The sequence below is a fragment of the Aureimonas sp. SA4125 genome, from assembly GCF_019973775.1.
In the GTDB taxonomy this organism is placed as follows: Bacteria; Pseudomonadota; Alphaproteobacteria; order Rhizobiales; family Rhizobiaceae; genus Plantimonas.
Map to the genome: position 1 here is coordinate 2,726,324 of NZ_AP025032.1, position 13,943 is coordinate 2,740,266.

At 66.6% G+C, this 13,943-nt stretch carries 12 protein-coding genes and 1 tRNA gene; 5 read left to right on the top strand and 8 right to left on the bottom strand.

Going from position 1 to position 13,943, the window contains the following annotated elements:
- Positions 1–22: 22 nt before the first annotated feature.
- Positions 23–502 (bottom strand): DUF192 domain-containing protein, encoded by a 480-nt coding sequence (locus Sa4125_RS12850; RefSeq protein ID WP_224007779.1) that lies wholly within the window; start codon positions 500–502, stop codon positions 23–25.
- Positions 502–1,062, bottom strand: a complete 561-nt coding sequence (locus Sa4125_RS12855) for a cold-shock protein (RefSeq protein WP_223998454.1) — start codon at positions 1,060–1,062, stop codon at positions 502–504. The genes Sa4125_RS12850 and Sa4125_RS12855 overlap by 1 nt, the downstream gene beginning before the upstream one ends.
- Positions 1,063–1,564: 502 nt before the next feature.
- Here Sa4125_RS12855 and Sa4125_RS12860 point away from each other — a divergent pair.
- The 4 genes from Sa4125_RS12860 (at position 1,565) to Sa4125_RS12875 (ending at position 4,831) form a co-directional block, all read left to right on the top strand.
- Positions 1,565–2,005 carry a VOC family protein gene (locus tag Sa4125_RS12860; protein ID WP_223998455.1) on the top strand — a complete coding sequence of 147 codons (441 nt, stop codon included), beginning with the start codon at positions 1,565–1,567 and terminating at the stop codon, positions 2,003–2,005.
- 402 nt (positions 2,006–2,407) lie between these two features.
- Positions 2,408–3,328 carry a D-Ala-D-Ala carboxypeptidase family metallohydrolase gene (locus Sa4125_RS12865; RefSeq protein ID WP_223998456.1) on the top strand — a complete coding sequence of 307 codons (921 nt, stop codon included), beginning with the start codon at positions 2,408–2,410 and terminating at the stop codon, positions 3,326–3,328.
- 334 nt (positions 3,329–3,662) lie between these two features.
- Positions 3,663–3,737: transfer RNA gene (locus Sa4125_RS12870), tRNA-Glu, on the top strand.
- Between the two features lie 242 nt (positions 3,738–3,979).
- Complete coding sequence (locus Sa4125_RS12875; protein ID WP_223998457.1) at positions 3,980–4,831, top strand: hypothetical protein; 852 nt, start codon at positions 3,980–3,982, stop codon at positions 4,829–4,831.
- 109 nt (positions 4,832–4,940) lie between these two features.
- On the opposite strand, the gene greA is transcribed toward Sa4125_RS12875, so the two are convergent.
- From greA to Sa4125_RS12905, 6 genes are all read right to left on the bottom strand, one after another.
- Complete coding sequence (greA, locus tag Sa4125_RS12880) at positions 4,941–5,417, bottom strand: transcription elongation factor GreA (RefSeq protein WP_223998458.1); 477 nt, start codon at positions 5,415–5,417, stop codon at positions 4,941–4,943.
- A gap of 121 nt (positions 5,418–5,538) precedes the next feature.
- Positions 5,539–7,329 carry a single-stranded-DNA-specific exonuclease RecJ gene (gene recJ, locus Sa4125_RS12885; protein ID WP_223998459.1) on the bottom strand — a complete coding sequence of 597 codons (1,791 nt, stop codon included), beginning with the start codon at positions 7,327–7,329 and terminating at the stop codon, positions 5,539–5,541.
- Between the two features lie 85 nt (positions 7,330–7,414).
- Positions 7,415–8,404, bottom strand: a complete 990-nt coding sequence (gene glpX, locus Sa4125_RS12890) for a class II fructose-bisphosphatase (RefSeq protein WP_223998460.1) — start codon at positions 8,402–8,404, stop codon at positions 7,415–7,417.
- Positions 8,405–8,609: 205 nt separating this feature from the next.
- Positions 8,610–9,914, bottom strand: coding sequence for a homoserine dehydrogenase (locus Sa4125_RS12895; protein WP_223998461.1), 1,305 nt, complete (start codon positions 9,912–9,914; stop codon positions 8,610–8,612).
- Positions 9,915–10,039: 125 nt separating this feature from the next.
- Positions 10,040–11,260, bottom strand: a complete 1,221-nt coding sequence (locus Sa4125_RS12900) for an LL-diaminopimelate aminotransferase (RefSeq protein WP_223998462.1) — start codon at positions 11,258–11,260, stop codon at positions 10,040–10,042.
- Positions 11,261–11,376: 116 nt separating this feature from the next.
- Positions 11,377–11,775 carry a hypothetical protein gene (locus tag Sa4125_RS12905; protein WP_223998463.1) on the bottom strand — a complete coding sequence of 133 codons (399 nt, stop codon included), beginning with the start codon at positions 11,773–11,775 and terminating at the stop codon, positions 11,377–11,379.
- 181 nt (positions 11,776–11,956) lie between these two features.
- On the opposite strand from Sa4125_RS12905, the gene phaC reads away from it, so the two are divergent.
- Positions 11,957–13,825, top strand: coding sequence for a class I poly(R)-hydroxyalkanoic acid synthase (phaC, locus tag Sa4125_RS12910; protein ID WP_223998464.1), 1,869 nt, complete (start codon positions 11,957–11,959; stop codon positions 13,823–13,825).
- The last annotated feature ends 118 nt before the right edge of the window (positions 13,826–13,943 follow it).

The window sequence follows — 13,943 nt, forward strand, 5'->3', positions numbered from 1 at the left end:
GAAAGGTCGAACAGCGATGGCGCTATGGCGCCGACGGAATCGACGGATGCTCCAGATGGTCGCCGACCTTGACGCCGTATTGTGCGGCCGCTCCGCCATTCAGTTCGACGACATAGCGCACGGGGCCCTGGGAAGAGATCAGCGCCAGCGACAGCGGTTGCGCGTGGGCAGCGACATGGGTCACCTTCCCCGCTTCGTCCAGAAACAGCATGTCGAGCGACAGATAGGTGTTCTTCATCCACATGGTGACCGGACGGGTCTCCTTGAAATCGAACAGCATACCGGTGTCCGCAGCCATCGACGGCCGGTCCATGAGCCCGATCTCGCGCGTTTCCGGCGTATTGGCGACCTCCAGCGTCAATCTGTGCTGACCGGTCGCGGTGACGAGGGTCCCCGATGAGGACGCGCCGACGGACAACATCGTCATTGCGACGAGCGCCAGGGCACTGGCCAAGAGCACCGCTGGCCAGAAGCGTGACAGGCGCTGAAGCTTCGCGGTCATCAATGGGCGCCCACATGCAGGATGTCGCCGGCGTGCACCTCGGCGGCCATCAGACCCTTGGAGCCGACGCCGAAGCGCACCAGCACCGTCTGCCCAGGCTTCAACTCGCTGAGGCCGAAGCGCCGAAGGGTTTCCATGTGCACGAAGATGTCCTCGGTGCCCTCGCCCCGCGACAGGAAGCCGTAGCCCTTGGTGCGGTTGAACCATTTGACCACGACCGTCTCCAGCCCGCTCGTGGCGACGATGTCGACGTTGGTCCGCGACGGCATTTGTGACGGGCGGACGGCCTTCGAGGCGTCCAGCGACAAGACGCGCGACGCCTGGACCCCACGGTCGCCGCGCGTGACCTCACAGACGATACGCGAGCCCTCGAGCACCGTCGTGAAGCCACTGCGCCGAACGCAGGTCACATGCAGAAGAATGTCGTCGCCCGGCTCGTCCGGGATGATGAAGCCGAAACCCTTCGAGACATCGAACCACTTGACGGTCCCGGCGACCACGTCCGGGATGATGCCGTCGGCGGCGTCGCCATCGATCGGCTGCGTGCCAAATGAGAACATGTCCGGCATACGGGGGTCCCGCTCTTGACGCCCGATCGAATCGTCAGATGTTGAGGATAGCAGCTAATGACGGTTTGTCAGCCTTCCCGAACGATTCTGCCGCGCCTTTCCGCCCGGCGTAGGCCTGGTCGAGGTTGTGGCGCCCGGCGCGGCAACCGTCTCACGCCGAAACTGGCAGCGCGTCGTATCGCAAGGCGCAGGTCACCTTTGCGCGAAACGCAGCGGACGTCGGGGAGGAGCACCGCGAACGCGGCTCGGGCAGGACCCCCGCCGTGGCGCACCTTGGCAACGCTCGGGCCGCTCTGGATTCGAGCGACGAGGCGGCCTGCGTCAAAGCGCTCGGAAAGGCGAAGGACACGATGTCGTCCAGCACCACGTCAGGACGCCATGTTATCGACAGCAAACAAGAGAGGGCCCGATCGGGCCCTCTCTTGTTGTCGGGGGTGTTGGCGAACCAGTGTCGCGCGCTAGCTCCGTCGTCACACAGGAAAAAGGAGACACCATGCGCTATCTGCACACCATGGCCCGCGTAACCGACATCGATGCATCGCTGGACTTCTACTGCAACAAGCTCGGCATGGTCGAAGTCCGCCGCATCGAGAACGAGGGCGGCCGTTTCACCCTGATCTTCCTTGCCGCCTCCGAGGATGTGGCCGCCGGCCACGAGCACAAGGCACCGCTGCTGGAACTGACCTATAACTGGGATCCGGAATCCTACGGCGAGGGACGCAATTTCGGCCATCTCGCTTACGAGGTCGACGACATCTACGCCACCTGCCAGTCGCTGATGGATGCCGGCGTCACCATCAATCGTCCGCCACGCGATGGAAACATGGCCTTCATCCGCTCTCCCGACAACATTTCGATCGAGCTTTTGCAGAAAGGTCCGGCGAAGGCCGCAGCGGAACCCTGGGCTACCATGCAGAATACCGGCAAGTGGTAAACGCGACATTCTAAGGCCGCAATCTAGCCATAGTGCGAAAACGGCGTTAACGAACTGGCGTCACCGGGAGAAATACCGGAGCGTTCGGGGTGGGGATCCCGACGTGCTTTGACGTCGACGTCAGGGGGACCTTCCGGTCCGAAATGATATGACGGTATGACCGTCACAGCAGACGGTGCACGCCGTCGAGAGGGTGGACTGAGCTTGGCGATTTCTTCGATCAGCTTGTGGGCACAGCACGCCCGTCGCAACACGGTGCTTGCTGCCGTCGTGTCCCTCGCGCCGCTGCTCGGAGGCTGTGTCTCCGCTGTCGATGAATCCACCGCCTTCGGCTTCAACGGCACTCCCCCCGCGGGTACGGAAATAGCGGACGCCTCTTCTGACGCTGCGGCCGATGCGGTCGTGAGCGAAACCCCCGAAACCGCAAAGTCTGCGGATGCCGAAGCCAGTGTGGCCGGCACCGAGGAGGGGACGAAAGAGGTGGCGACCGCGGCCCCGGCGACACCTCCGGCTGAAGAAGCGGCTCCCGCCGATGCTTCTCAGAAGCTTGCCGAAGGCGAGACCTCGCCGCTGATCGCCTCTGGCCGAACACCCATTGCGGCCTATGCCGGCGCCAGCGTCGGGGCGGCCTCCGCCATCGATGCCAGCGCCCCAACTGCCGCGCCGAAAGCCAGTTCGACCCTTTTCGCCTCGCTCTTTGCGCAGTCCGAGACCAAGACCCCCGTGCGCAACGCCGACAGCGGCAAGAGCCGACGCGTCATCCTCAAGCCCGAGGGGCCGCCGACCTCGGCACCCGGTGACAGCTTGACCACCCTCGCCTCTCTCCCCGGCGTCAAGACGCGTGCGTCGCTGTTCGAGATCGGCCAACGCGCCTCGGCCGACTACGATGCCGACATTCTGGATGAGGTCAACGGTGAAGAAGGCTCTTATCAGGTCGCCTCTCTGGGCGGCATGGCGCGGTTGGCGCCAAACGGGCTGATGGTCCAGCGGCCCGACGTGCAGACCAACTGTTTCGAACCGAAGCTCGTTGCCGTGCTGCGCGCCGTCGAGGCCCGCTTCGGCACCAAGGTCGTCGTGACCTCCGGCTATCGCAGCCCATCGCACAACCGCAAGGTCCGCGGCGCCAAGCAGTCGATGCACATGTCCTGCAAGGCAGCCGACATCCTCGTTCCCGGAGCCGACAAGATTCAGGTCGCCAACTTCGTCCGCTCGCTCCCGGGACGTGGCGGCGTCGGCACCTATTGCCATACCCTCGCCGTCCACATCGACGTCGGCCGCGAGCGCGACTGGAACTGGTCCTGCACGCGCCGCCGCAGGGCGTAGGATCCGGCCCCCTTTTCGCCGTCAAACGCGGACGCACCGAATCGAGCCGCCGGCCCTGTACTCGGCTTCGGCACGGTGGCGTGAGTCGCCAGACTCCCAAGCCCCCTGACAATGCCCGCGTCGCGAGTACAGGCCGGTAGATGGTCGAATCGCCCGACAGCTATTCGGTCACGGTTGCGCCAAACAGCCTGGCCTCGGAGCCGCTACCGGAATCCTGCCGATCTCACCAACCATCTGATGGACAAAGGCTTTATGCCATTGGCCGAGTTTTATCCCCATCGCGGCCCACTTGGCCTTGCGATCCCCGCAGAAGCCCCCTATACAGCGCTTCGCTGCGCCCATCGTCTATCGGTTAGGACGCCACCCTTTCACGGTGGAGAGAGGGGTTCGACTCCCCTTGGGCGTACCAAGAATTGCAGCGGTCACATGCAAGACGCCTGCCCCTCACCGGGCGGGCGTTTTGCATTCGGCGCCCTTGGAAGTCACGGGGGCCATGGGGCGCCCGATGGTGCCGGCGGGGTTGGCATTCCTCGCGTGATTTCCCCGCATCGCTGTGAAGCAGGTGGGGCATCGCCGCGACGACGCCATGACCGAATCTTAACCCCGATTCGAGAACATGCGGGCATCGTCGTCAGAATCCGGGACAAGCCCTTGGCTCGCAAGACCACCGCCAGAAAACCCGCGCCCCGGCGTCGCGCACCGGCCAAGGGGAAGACAAATCGCTCCTTCGTCCCCCTGGGATGGCTTGCCGCGGCAGCGCTTGGAATGGGCTGGATGATCTCCGACGGTAGACCCCTTGCCTATGCCGCCTCATGGCTGCCCCAGGCGACATCCGGCACCCGGATCGCGGAACGATCGGCGCGTCCCGCGATTCAACGCGCCGAACCGCGCAAGGAGGTCGCCCGGGCATCCCCTGCCGCCACGCCCGTAAAGCGTCCCGTAGAGACGGATCGCGTTCACACCGCGTCGTTGCAGCCGGTTGTGGCGACCCCGCGTCCCGCCCCCCGCCTCGCCCCGATGAAGATGCCGCGCGATCCCGCGTCGTCCCTCGTTCGCGCAGAAGGGGCGTCGGCACCCCTATCCCTTGCAGCGCTCGCATCCACCGAGCCGCCAGTTCGTCCGGTGGCACAGGCCGCCGCGCCCACCGGCAGCCGACACCACGCTACCCGCAAGCTGGAGATGCACGCGGCGCCCGATGCCGCCGCACGTGTCATCGCCAACATCGAAAGCGCTACGGAAGTCATGGTCCTTCGCGCCGAGGGCCCATGGCGCTATGTCTCCAGTGCCGGAGGAAGACGAAAGGGCTGGGTCGACGGGACCTATCTGGCCGGCGAGGCCGGAGCGCCGTCCGCCATAGCCGTCGCGCGCGCGCCCGCGTCTTCGCGGAACAGGGAGGCGGCGGTGCTGCCTGCCTTCTCTCCCACCGACGACCGCCAGTTGGCTGCGGCTCGCGCTTCCGGCCCGCGTACGCGCCTCCCGCCCGCCGCCATCAGCACCGAGTAGATCAGTTCGGCATCCAGCGGGACGCCGCATCGTTTCTACAAAAAACGGGCGAGGGAAACTCCCTCGCCCGTCGGCATCGCTCGCAAATGTCGAAAGCCGCCAGCGGCAGCTATTCGGCCGCTTCGATCGCCACGATCTCGGCCTCGCCGTGCCCGGCCACGACGACATCGCCGACACGCTTGCGCACCAGGCTTTTCGCCAGCGGCGACACGTAGGACAACAGGCCTTCCGTCGGATCGGCCTCGTCCTGACCGACGATCTGAAAGACCTGGCGGCGTCCGTCGTCGCGCTCGATGGTCACGCGGCTGCCGAAGTGCACCTCATCGGCGCCGGGCATCGTCGCGATGACCTCGGCGGACGCGCGGCGCGCGTTCCAGTAGCGCAGGTCGCGATTGAGGGTTGCGACCGCCATCTTGTCGTCGGCCGCCTGGGCCTCGCCGAGCGCCGTGTTCAGTCCTTCGATCTCCGACTCGATCAGACGAAGACCGCGCGCCGTCACGAAGTTCGGCTCGGCGCTGACCTCGCGGTCGGGCAAGGTCTCGACTGCTTGCGTGTCGTTGGGTTCGCGGACAAAGGCGACGCTCATGGGTGAATAATCCTGTTGAATTGATGCACTTAGATAGGGATTGTCGGCGCGTTTTCAATCGGAGACCGGCCGGAGCATCGCCCCGAGGCTTCGCACGCCCTTCGGCAGCAGCGGTCTTGCGTCAGCCAAAAGCCTCGGCGACATCGGTGATCCTGAATCCGACGGTCTCGCGACCCCGGTACCGATCGAGCGTCACGCAGCCTGCGACATGCACGGGGCGGTCGTTGCGCGACAGCAGCCGACGGCCGATATCGGTTTCCTCCGCGCGAAAGGCGATGGCCGAGACGCTCGATCCGTCCGCGGCCTTCAGGGTCACGCGAACATGGCCATTGCCGACAATTCCTGCCGACTCGATGCGATGCCGCGGCAGCGCCAGCAGCGGCTGGGGATGGCCGGCACCATACGGCCCGGCGCTCTCCAGCCGCTCGACCAGCGCCGGGGTCAGGCCCATGGCGCTGACCGCTCCGTCGAGCCGCAGCGTGTCGGCCTGCCGCAGTTCGTCGACGACCGATCCGGCATGGGTCTCGGCAAAGGCGCGGAAATCCCCGAGGCGGTCGCGTGAGATGGTGATGCCTGCCGCCATGGCATGACCACCACCCTTGACGATGATGCCCTCCTCGAGGGCCGCGCGCACCAGCCGGCCGAGGTCGAAGCCCGCGATCGACCGGCCTGAACCCGTGCCCTTGCCGTCGCCGGTAAAAGCGATGGCGAAGGCCGGCCGCCGGTGGCGTTCCTTCAACCGCGCGGCGATCAGCCCGACGATGCCGGGATGCCAGCTGTCGCGTGCGCTGACGAGGATCGGCGGCCCCTCGCCGAGGCCGATCTCGGCGGCGATCTCCTCCTCCGCCTGCTGCAGCATGACCCGCTCCATCGCCTGCCGCTCCTCGTTCAGGAGGTGCAATTGCTCGGCAAGGAGCGTCGCCTCGTTCTCGTCCGCGATGGTCAGAAGCTTCACGCCGAGATGCGCCTCGCCGATCCGGCCGCCCGCATTGATGCGCGGCCCGAGGATGAAGCCGAGGTGATAGGTGTCGACCGGCCCCGAAATCCGCGCGACCCGGGCGAGCGCGCTGAGCCCGACATTCTTCTGCTGACGCAGCATCGCCAGCCCCTTGACCACCAGCGCGCGGTTGAAGCCTTTGAGCGGCACCACGTCGCAGACGGTGGCGAGCGCGGCGAGATCGAGGAGAGCGAGGACATCCGGAAGGTCCGCACCGCTGCGTCCGCGCCGCCGCAACTCGCGCGACACCGCGACGAGCGTCAGGAAGACGACGCCGACGGCGGCAAGATGCCCCTGCCCCGACAGATCGTCCTGGCGGTTCGGATTGACGATGGCGAGCGCAGGCGGAAGCGCGGGCCCGGTCTGGTGATGGTCGAGGACGACGACGTCGCAGCCGGCAATCCGCGCGACATCCAGTGCCTCGTGGCTGGTCGTGCCGCAGTCCACGGTGACGATGAGGGTCGCGCCCGAGGCGATCAGCGCGGAAATCGCCTGTGGGTTCGGCCCGTAACCCTCGGTGATCCGGTCGGGGATGTGGACGTCGGCCTCGATGCCGAACTGCCTGAGATAGCGCACCAGCAGCGCCGCCGAGCAGGCGCCGTCGACATCGTAGTCGCCGAACACCGCCACGCGCTCGCGCCGATCCAGCGCATCGGCGATGCGGCTCGCAGCTGTCTCCATGTCGGTGAGCGAGGACGGGTCGGGCATCAGCTCGCGGATCGTCGGCGCGAGAAAACCGGGAGCAGCGTCCGAGGCGACGCCCCGCGCGGCGAGAACACGGCCGACGATCTCGGGAAGGCCGTGGTCCTGCGCGATCCGCAGTGCCACCGCTTCGGCCCGCGGATCCAGCGCATGCACCCAGTGCCGCCCGCCGATCGAGTGCTCGACCCCGAGGAAGGTGCGGTGGGGAATCACGGCGCGACGCCCGGACGTGGCCGCGGCGCGGCGCCGAGGATGGGGGTTAGCCGGCCGCACCTCGTTGAACGCGTCCCTCGTCCGCTCACAGGCCGAGCTTGCTCCGGTCGTAGTGCTTGGCGCGGATCTCGCGGACGGTGCGCGAGACCGAGCGCATGACGACGGTGTGTGTCTCGATCCGGTCGCGGTAGAAGCGCACACCATCGAGCATGTTGCCGTCGGTCACGCCCGTGGCGGCGAAGATCACGTCGCCGCGCGCCATGTCGTCGAGGGTGTAGATCCGCGTCGGATCGGTGATGCCCATCTTCTCGGCCCGAGCCCGCTTCTCGTGCGTGTTCAGCTGCAGGCGGCCCTGCATCTGGCCGCCGGTGCACAGGAGCGCTGCTGCCGCCAGCACGCCCTCGGGCGCGCCGCCGGTACCGATGTAGAGGTCGATCCCGGTCTCTTCCGGATCGGTCACGTGGATCACGCCGGCGACGTCACCGTCGCCGATGAGCCGGATCGCCGCGCCCGTCGCGCGCACCTCCTCGATCAGCCGGGCGTGGCGCGGCCGGTCGAGGATGCAGACGGTGATTTCGCCGACGGGAACGCCCTTGGCCCTGGCGAGCGCGTCGACATTGGCCTCCGCCGGACGGCCGAGCTCGACCGTGCCCTCGGGATAGCCGGGGCCGATGGCGATTTTCTCCATGTAGACGTCAGGTGCGTTGAGGAGGCTGCCCCGCGCGGCCACCGCGATGACCGACAGCGAATTGGGCAGGTTCTTGGCGCAGATCGTCGTCCCCTCGAGCGGGTCGAGCGCGATGTCCACCTTCACGCCGCGGCGGGTGCCGACTTCCTCGCCGATGAACAGCATGGGCGCAGCGTCACGCTCGCCCTCGCCGATGACGATCCGCCCGTCGATGTCGAGGCAGTTCAGCTCCGAGCGCATGGCATCGACGGCCGCCTGGTCGGCCGCCTTCTCGTCGCCGCGACCGCGCAGCATCGCGGCGGCGACAGCGGCGCGCTCCGTCACCCGCGCGATCTCGATGGTCAGAACCCGGTCGAGACCGTCGAGGCGGATCGTCGTGTCGTTCATGGATGCTCTCCCTCCCGCTGGAGGCGGATATGCCGATGTGTCATGCCGACACTACATGAAGCTGCTGTGTCACGTTCGCCGATTTAGAGCGCCGGGCGAAAAAGTGGGACCCGGCTTTTCGCAATATCCGGCGCGGCTCAGCGAAACCGGGCGTTTCTGGCGATTTCGCCAAATCGCCAGAAACGCCAGACGAGGCGGCAAAGCCTCAATCGAGAGTCTCGATGCGGATCATGCGCGGCTCGCTGGCAAGATGCCCGTCGCGCGAGACCGCGTCGAGCGCCTTGCGCACGGCGGCCTCGGTCGTTTCGTGAGTGATGAGAACCACCGGCGTCGTCTCGCCGTCGGTCTGCCCGGTGCGCCGCCGCTGCACGATGGAGTCGAGCGAAATGGAGCTCTCCGCCATGCGCCGGGCGATCGAGGCGAAGGCGCCGACGCGGTCGAAGACGGTCAGGCGGATGTAGTAGCCGCCCTCATGCGCCCGCATGCGCGCACGCTTGTAGGGCTGGAGGCTGGCCGGCGCGACGCCGAGGGTCGGTATCGAGGCCCCCGCGGCGATGTCGAGGATGTCGGCGAGGACCGCCGAGGCCGTCGCCTTGCCGCCGGCGCCGGGTCCCGCCAGTAGCATCGAGCCGAGAAGATCGCTGTCGACGGCCACCGCGTTCGTGACGCCGTCAATCTGCGCCAGGGCGGAGGCGATCGGGATCATCGCGGGGTGGACGCGCTGCTCGATGCCGCTGTCGGTGCGCTGGGCGACGGCCAAGAGCTTGATCCGATAGCCGAGTTCGGCGGCCGCGGCGATGTCGTCGTTCGAGATGGCGGAAATGCCCTCGATGAAGACCGATTCCAGATCGATCTCGCAGCCGAAGGCGAGCGAGGTGAGGATCGCCAGCTTGTGCGCAGCGTCGAAGCCGCCGATGTCGAAGGTCGGATCGGCCTCGGCATAACCGAGGCGCTGGGCATCCTTCAGACAGTCGTCGAAGGCGATTCCCTCCTTCTCCATGCGCGTCAGCATGTAGTTGCAGGTGCCGTTGAGGATTCCGTAGACGCGGCTGACGACGTTGCCGCGCAATGCCTCGCGCAGCGTCTTGATGATCGGGATGCCGCCGGCGACGGCGGCCTCGAAGAGGATCGTCGTGTTCTTGCGCTGGGCGAGTTTTGCCAGCGACACGCCGTGATAGGCCAGGAGGGCCTTGTTGGCGGTGACGACGGGAAGTCCGCGATTGAGGGCTGCCTTCACGGCGTCGAGGGCCGGCCCCTCAGCGCCGCCGACGAGCTCGACGAAGACGTCGATCTCGGCTTTGGCGGCAAGCTCGACCGGATCGTCGAACCAGACGAAGCTGCCGAGGTCGACGCCGCGGTCCTTCGTGCGATCACGGGCCGAGACGGCCGAGATCTCGATCGCCCGTCCGGCGCGCATGGCGTAGATGTCGGTTCTGTCGGCGATCAGTCGCGCCAGCGACGCGCCGACCGTGCCGAGCCCGGCGATGCCGAGCCTCAACGGGCGAGTCATGGTGATCCTTGCTCTGGTCTTCGCAGGCCCCGGCCCACGCGACGCGCCGGCAACGAGACCCAATCTTGTTCTATGGGGCATTCGGCAGCGACAACCCGTCGCCGCCGGGGGGGCCGACCTTCACCTCAGGCCGTAGCGCCGAGGGGAACGCCGTTCTGCACGGCTTCGGGTGCCGGGGCAAGGAAGCGCTTGATGTTTCGCGCCGCCTGGCGGATGCGGTGCTCGTTCTCGACGAGGGCGATGCGCACGAAATCGTCTCCATGCTCGCCGAAGCCAATGCCGGGCGCGACCGCGACATCCGCCTTCTCGATCAGGAGCTTGGAGAATTCGAGCGAGCCGAGCGACTTGTAGGCGTCCGGGATCGGCGCCCAGGCGAACATGGTCGAGGACGGTGCGGGAATCGGGAAGCCCGCTCGGCCGAAGGAATCGACGAGAACGTCGCGGCGGTGCTTGTAGATCGCCCGGACGTCCTGCACGGCCGCGTCCCCGGCATTCAGCGCCGCCGTCGCCGCCACCTGGATCGGCGTGAAGGCTCCATAGTCGAGATAGGATTTCACCCGCGCCAGCGCCGCGATCAGGCGTTCGTTGCCGACGGCAAAGCCGATGCGCCAGCCCGGCATCGAGAAGGTCTTCGACATCGAGGTGAACTCCACCGCAACGTCCATCGCACCCGGCACCTGCAGGATCGACGGCGGCGGCGCCCCGTCGAAATAGATCTCGGCATAGGCCAGATCCGACAGGACGATGATCTCGTGTTTCCGGGCGAAGGCGACGACCTCCGCATAGAAGTCGAGGTCCGCTTCGTAGGCCGTCGGGTTGGACGGATAGTTCAAAATGATCGCGAGCGGCTTTGGAATGGAATGGCGGACCGCGCGGTCGATCGCGGCGAGCTGCTCGTGGTCGGGCTTGGCCGGGATCGAACGAATTGTTCCGCCTGCCATCAGGAAGCCGAAGGCGTGGATCGGATAGGTCGGATTGGGGCACAGCACCACGTCGCCGGGCGCGGTGATGGCCTGCGCCATGTTGGCGAAACCCTCCTTCGAGCCCAGCGTCGCCACGATCTGCGTGTTCGGGTTCAGCGTCACGCCGAAACGGCGCTGGTAATAGGCGGCCTGCGCCTTGCGAAGCCCCGCGATTCCCTTGGAAGCGGAATAGCGATGGGTGCGCGGATCGCGGATCGCCTCGCACAGCTTGTCGACCACGAAGGACGGCGTCGGCAGATCGGGATTGCCCATGCCGAGATCGACGATGTCAGCGCCCCTGGCGCGGGCACCGGCCTTCAGCCGGTTCACTTCCTCGAACACATAGGGCGGCAGCCTGCGGATCTTGTGAAACTCTTCCGTCATGTCCTGTCCTGGCCAAATCGCCGGCGTCGCTGACGACCGGAGGATGCGAATGGATCAATGCCGCGCCAATGCGCGGTGAAATCTTGCGCCGGAGGCCGATGGCTCGGGCGGCGCCGCTAGTTCGTGCCGGTGGAGCCGTCGGGTCCGACTTCCGCGATGGCAGCGTCGACATCTTGGACGGTCTTCAGCCGAAGCGCCCTGGCCTCGGCCAGCGAGCGCTCGTAGTCGGCGGCGGCCGTCGCGCCTTCCGTCCCCTGGCCGACCTTTGCGCCCTGCAATCCGCCGCGCTCGGCATTGACGGTCGCATCGGGAAGCTGGGCGGCTGCCGAGCTCGGAAAAGCGCCGAGCAACGGATAGCCGTCCGGTCCGCGTCGCTGCGTCGACGGTCCCGAGTCGATCGGCGCCCGCTGCGCAACCTTCGACGGTCCCTCCGGGCGAAAGAACGTTTCGCAGCCGCCGAGCGGCACGAGGGCGACAATCGCCAGGAGGCGCGCCCCGCGCAAAACGTTGTTCATGGTCTTCCCGTCGTCATGTTATGTCCGATCTTCGTCATAGCTGAAAGCGCGGGCTGCGCAAAGACGCCCGCCGGCGTCATCCGCATGGCCGAAAAGACGGTCGTGCGGAGCGAAGATCCCCCTGCGATGGCTGACCGGAGCTTCGGCTTGTGCTTTCTTGTGCCGGCGGAGGAACATAACGATGGCGACCAACCAGCCGAACGGCCCCGATTGCTCCAGCTCCCCGTCGGACGACGCCTACGTGGTCAAGGACCCCGAGGCCTTCGCGCGCAACATGGCGCGCGTCGTCGAGCATCTCGGCAAGGCAGCATCCGCCTGGGTCGAGCCGCGCGAGAAGGGCGAGATCGTCGACGAGGGCCCCGTCGGCATGACCGACATGATCGCCACCCTCTCCAAAGTGACGCAGTTCTGGCTCGGCGACCCGGCACGGACGCTGGAGGCCCAGACGCAGCTCTTCGCCGGCTATTTCGGCATCTGGGGCGGCATCATGAGCCGAATGGCGAGCGCTGCCGGATCTCCCCTCGCGCCGGCCGAGGCGGCGCCGGCTGCGGCGTCGTCTCCGGCCGCCGGCAACGACAAGCGCTTTCGCGACGAGGAATGGACGCGCAATCTCTTCTTCGACCTGCTGCGCCAGGTCTATCTCTCGACCTCGCAATGGGCCGAAGGTCTCGTCGCCCGCACCGAGGGTCTCGACCCCCATACCCGCGACAAGGCGGCGTTCTACGTCACGCAGCTCTCCAATGCCCTGTCGCCGTCGAATTTCATCCTGACCAATCCGGAGGTCTACCGCGAGACCGTGCGCACGAACGGCGCCAACCTCGTGCGGGGCATGCAGATGTTTGCCGAGGACATGGCCGCGGGCCATGGCGACCTGAAACTGCGGCAGGCCGATCCGACGCGCTTCCAGATCGGGCGCGACATGGCGGTGACGCCGGGCAAGGTCGTGGCGCAGAATGGCATCTGCCAGATCCTGCAATACGCGCCCTCGACCGAGACGGTGCTGAAGCGGCCGCTCCTGATCGTCCCGCCCTGGATCAACAAGTTCTACATTCTCGACCTCAATCCGGAAAAATCCTTCATCAAATGGGCGGTGGCGGCCGGCCACACCGTGTTCGTCATCTCCTGGGTCAACCCGGACGAGACGCACGCCGCCAAGGACTGGCAGGACTATATCCACGACGGCATCCTGTTCGGGCTCTCGACGATCGAGAAGGCGACGGGGGAGACCGACGTCAACGCGGTCGGCTACTGCGTCGGGGGAACGCTCCTCGCGGCCGCCCTCGCCTTCCTCAAGGGCTCGGGCGACGAGCGCATCCGCTCGGCGACGTTTCTGACGACGCAGGTCGATTTCACCCATGCCGGCGATCTCAAGATCTTCGTCGACGAGGAGCAGCTGGCATCGCTGGCGACGAGCATGGCGACGAAGGGCTACCTCGAGGGATCGCGGATGGCGACGGCCTTCAACATGCTGCGCTCGGGCGAACTGATCTGGCCCTATTTCGTCGACAACTATCTCAAGGGCAAGGATCCCCTGCCCTTCGACCTTCTGTACTGGAACGCCGATTCCACGCGAATGCCGCGCGCCAACCACTTGTTCTACCTTCGTAACTGCTATCTGGAGAACCGACTGTCGAGGGGCCGAATGGAAATCGGCGGCAAGCTTCTCGATCTCTCCGTCATCGACATCCCGATCTACAATCTGGCGACCCGGGAGGACCACATCGCCCCGGCGCTCAGCGTCTATGTCGGCAGCCGCCATCTCGGCCCGAACGTCACCTTCGTCCTCACCGGCTCCGGCCATATCTCCGGCGTCGTCAATCCGCCGGACCGGCAGAAGTACCAGTTCTGGACGGGACCGGTCCCGGCGAAGGACATGTCCTACGAGCAATGGCTCTCGGCCGCGGAAGAGACGAAGGGCTCGTGGTGGCCGCACTGGCAGGCCTGGATCGCGCCGCTTTCGGGTGGGCAGGTCAAGGCGCGCAAGCCCGGTGGAAAGAAGCTGAAGCCGATCGAGGACGCGCCCGGCTCCTATGTCCGGGTGAAGGCCTGATCGGTCTGGCGCTGCCACGATGCACCCGCATTCGGCGGGTGCAGCAAGCCCTGCCGACGGGCACGGCCCGATCCGCGCGACGCACGCGGCTTGAAGATGGCCCGTTTCGATGCGACAT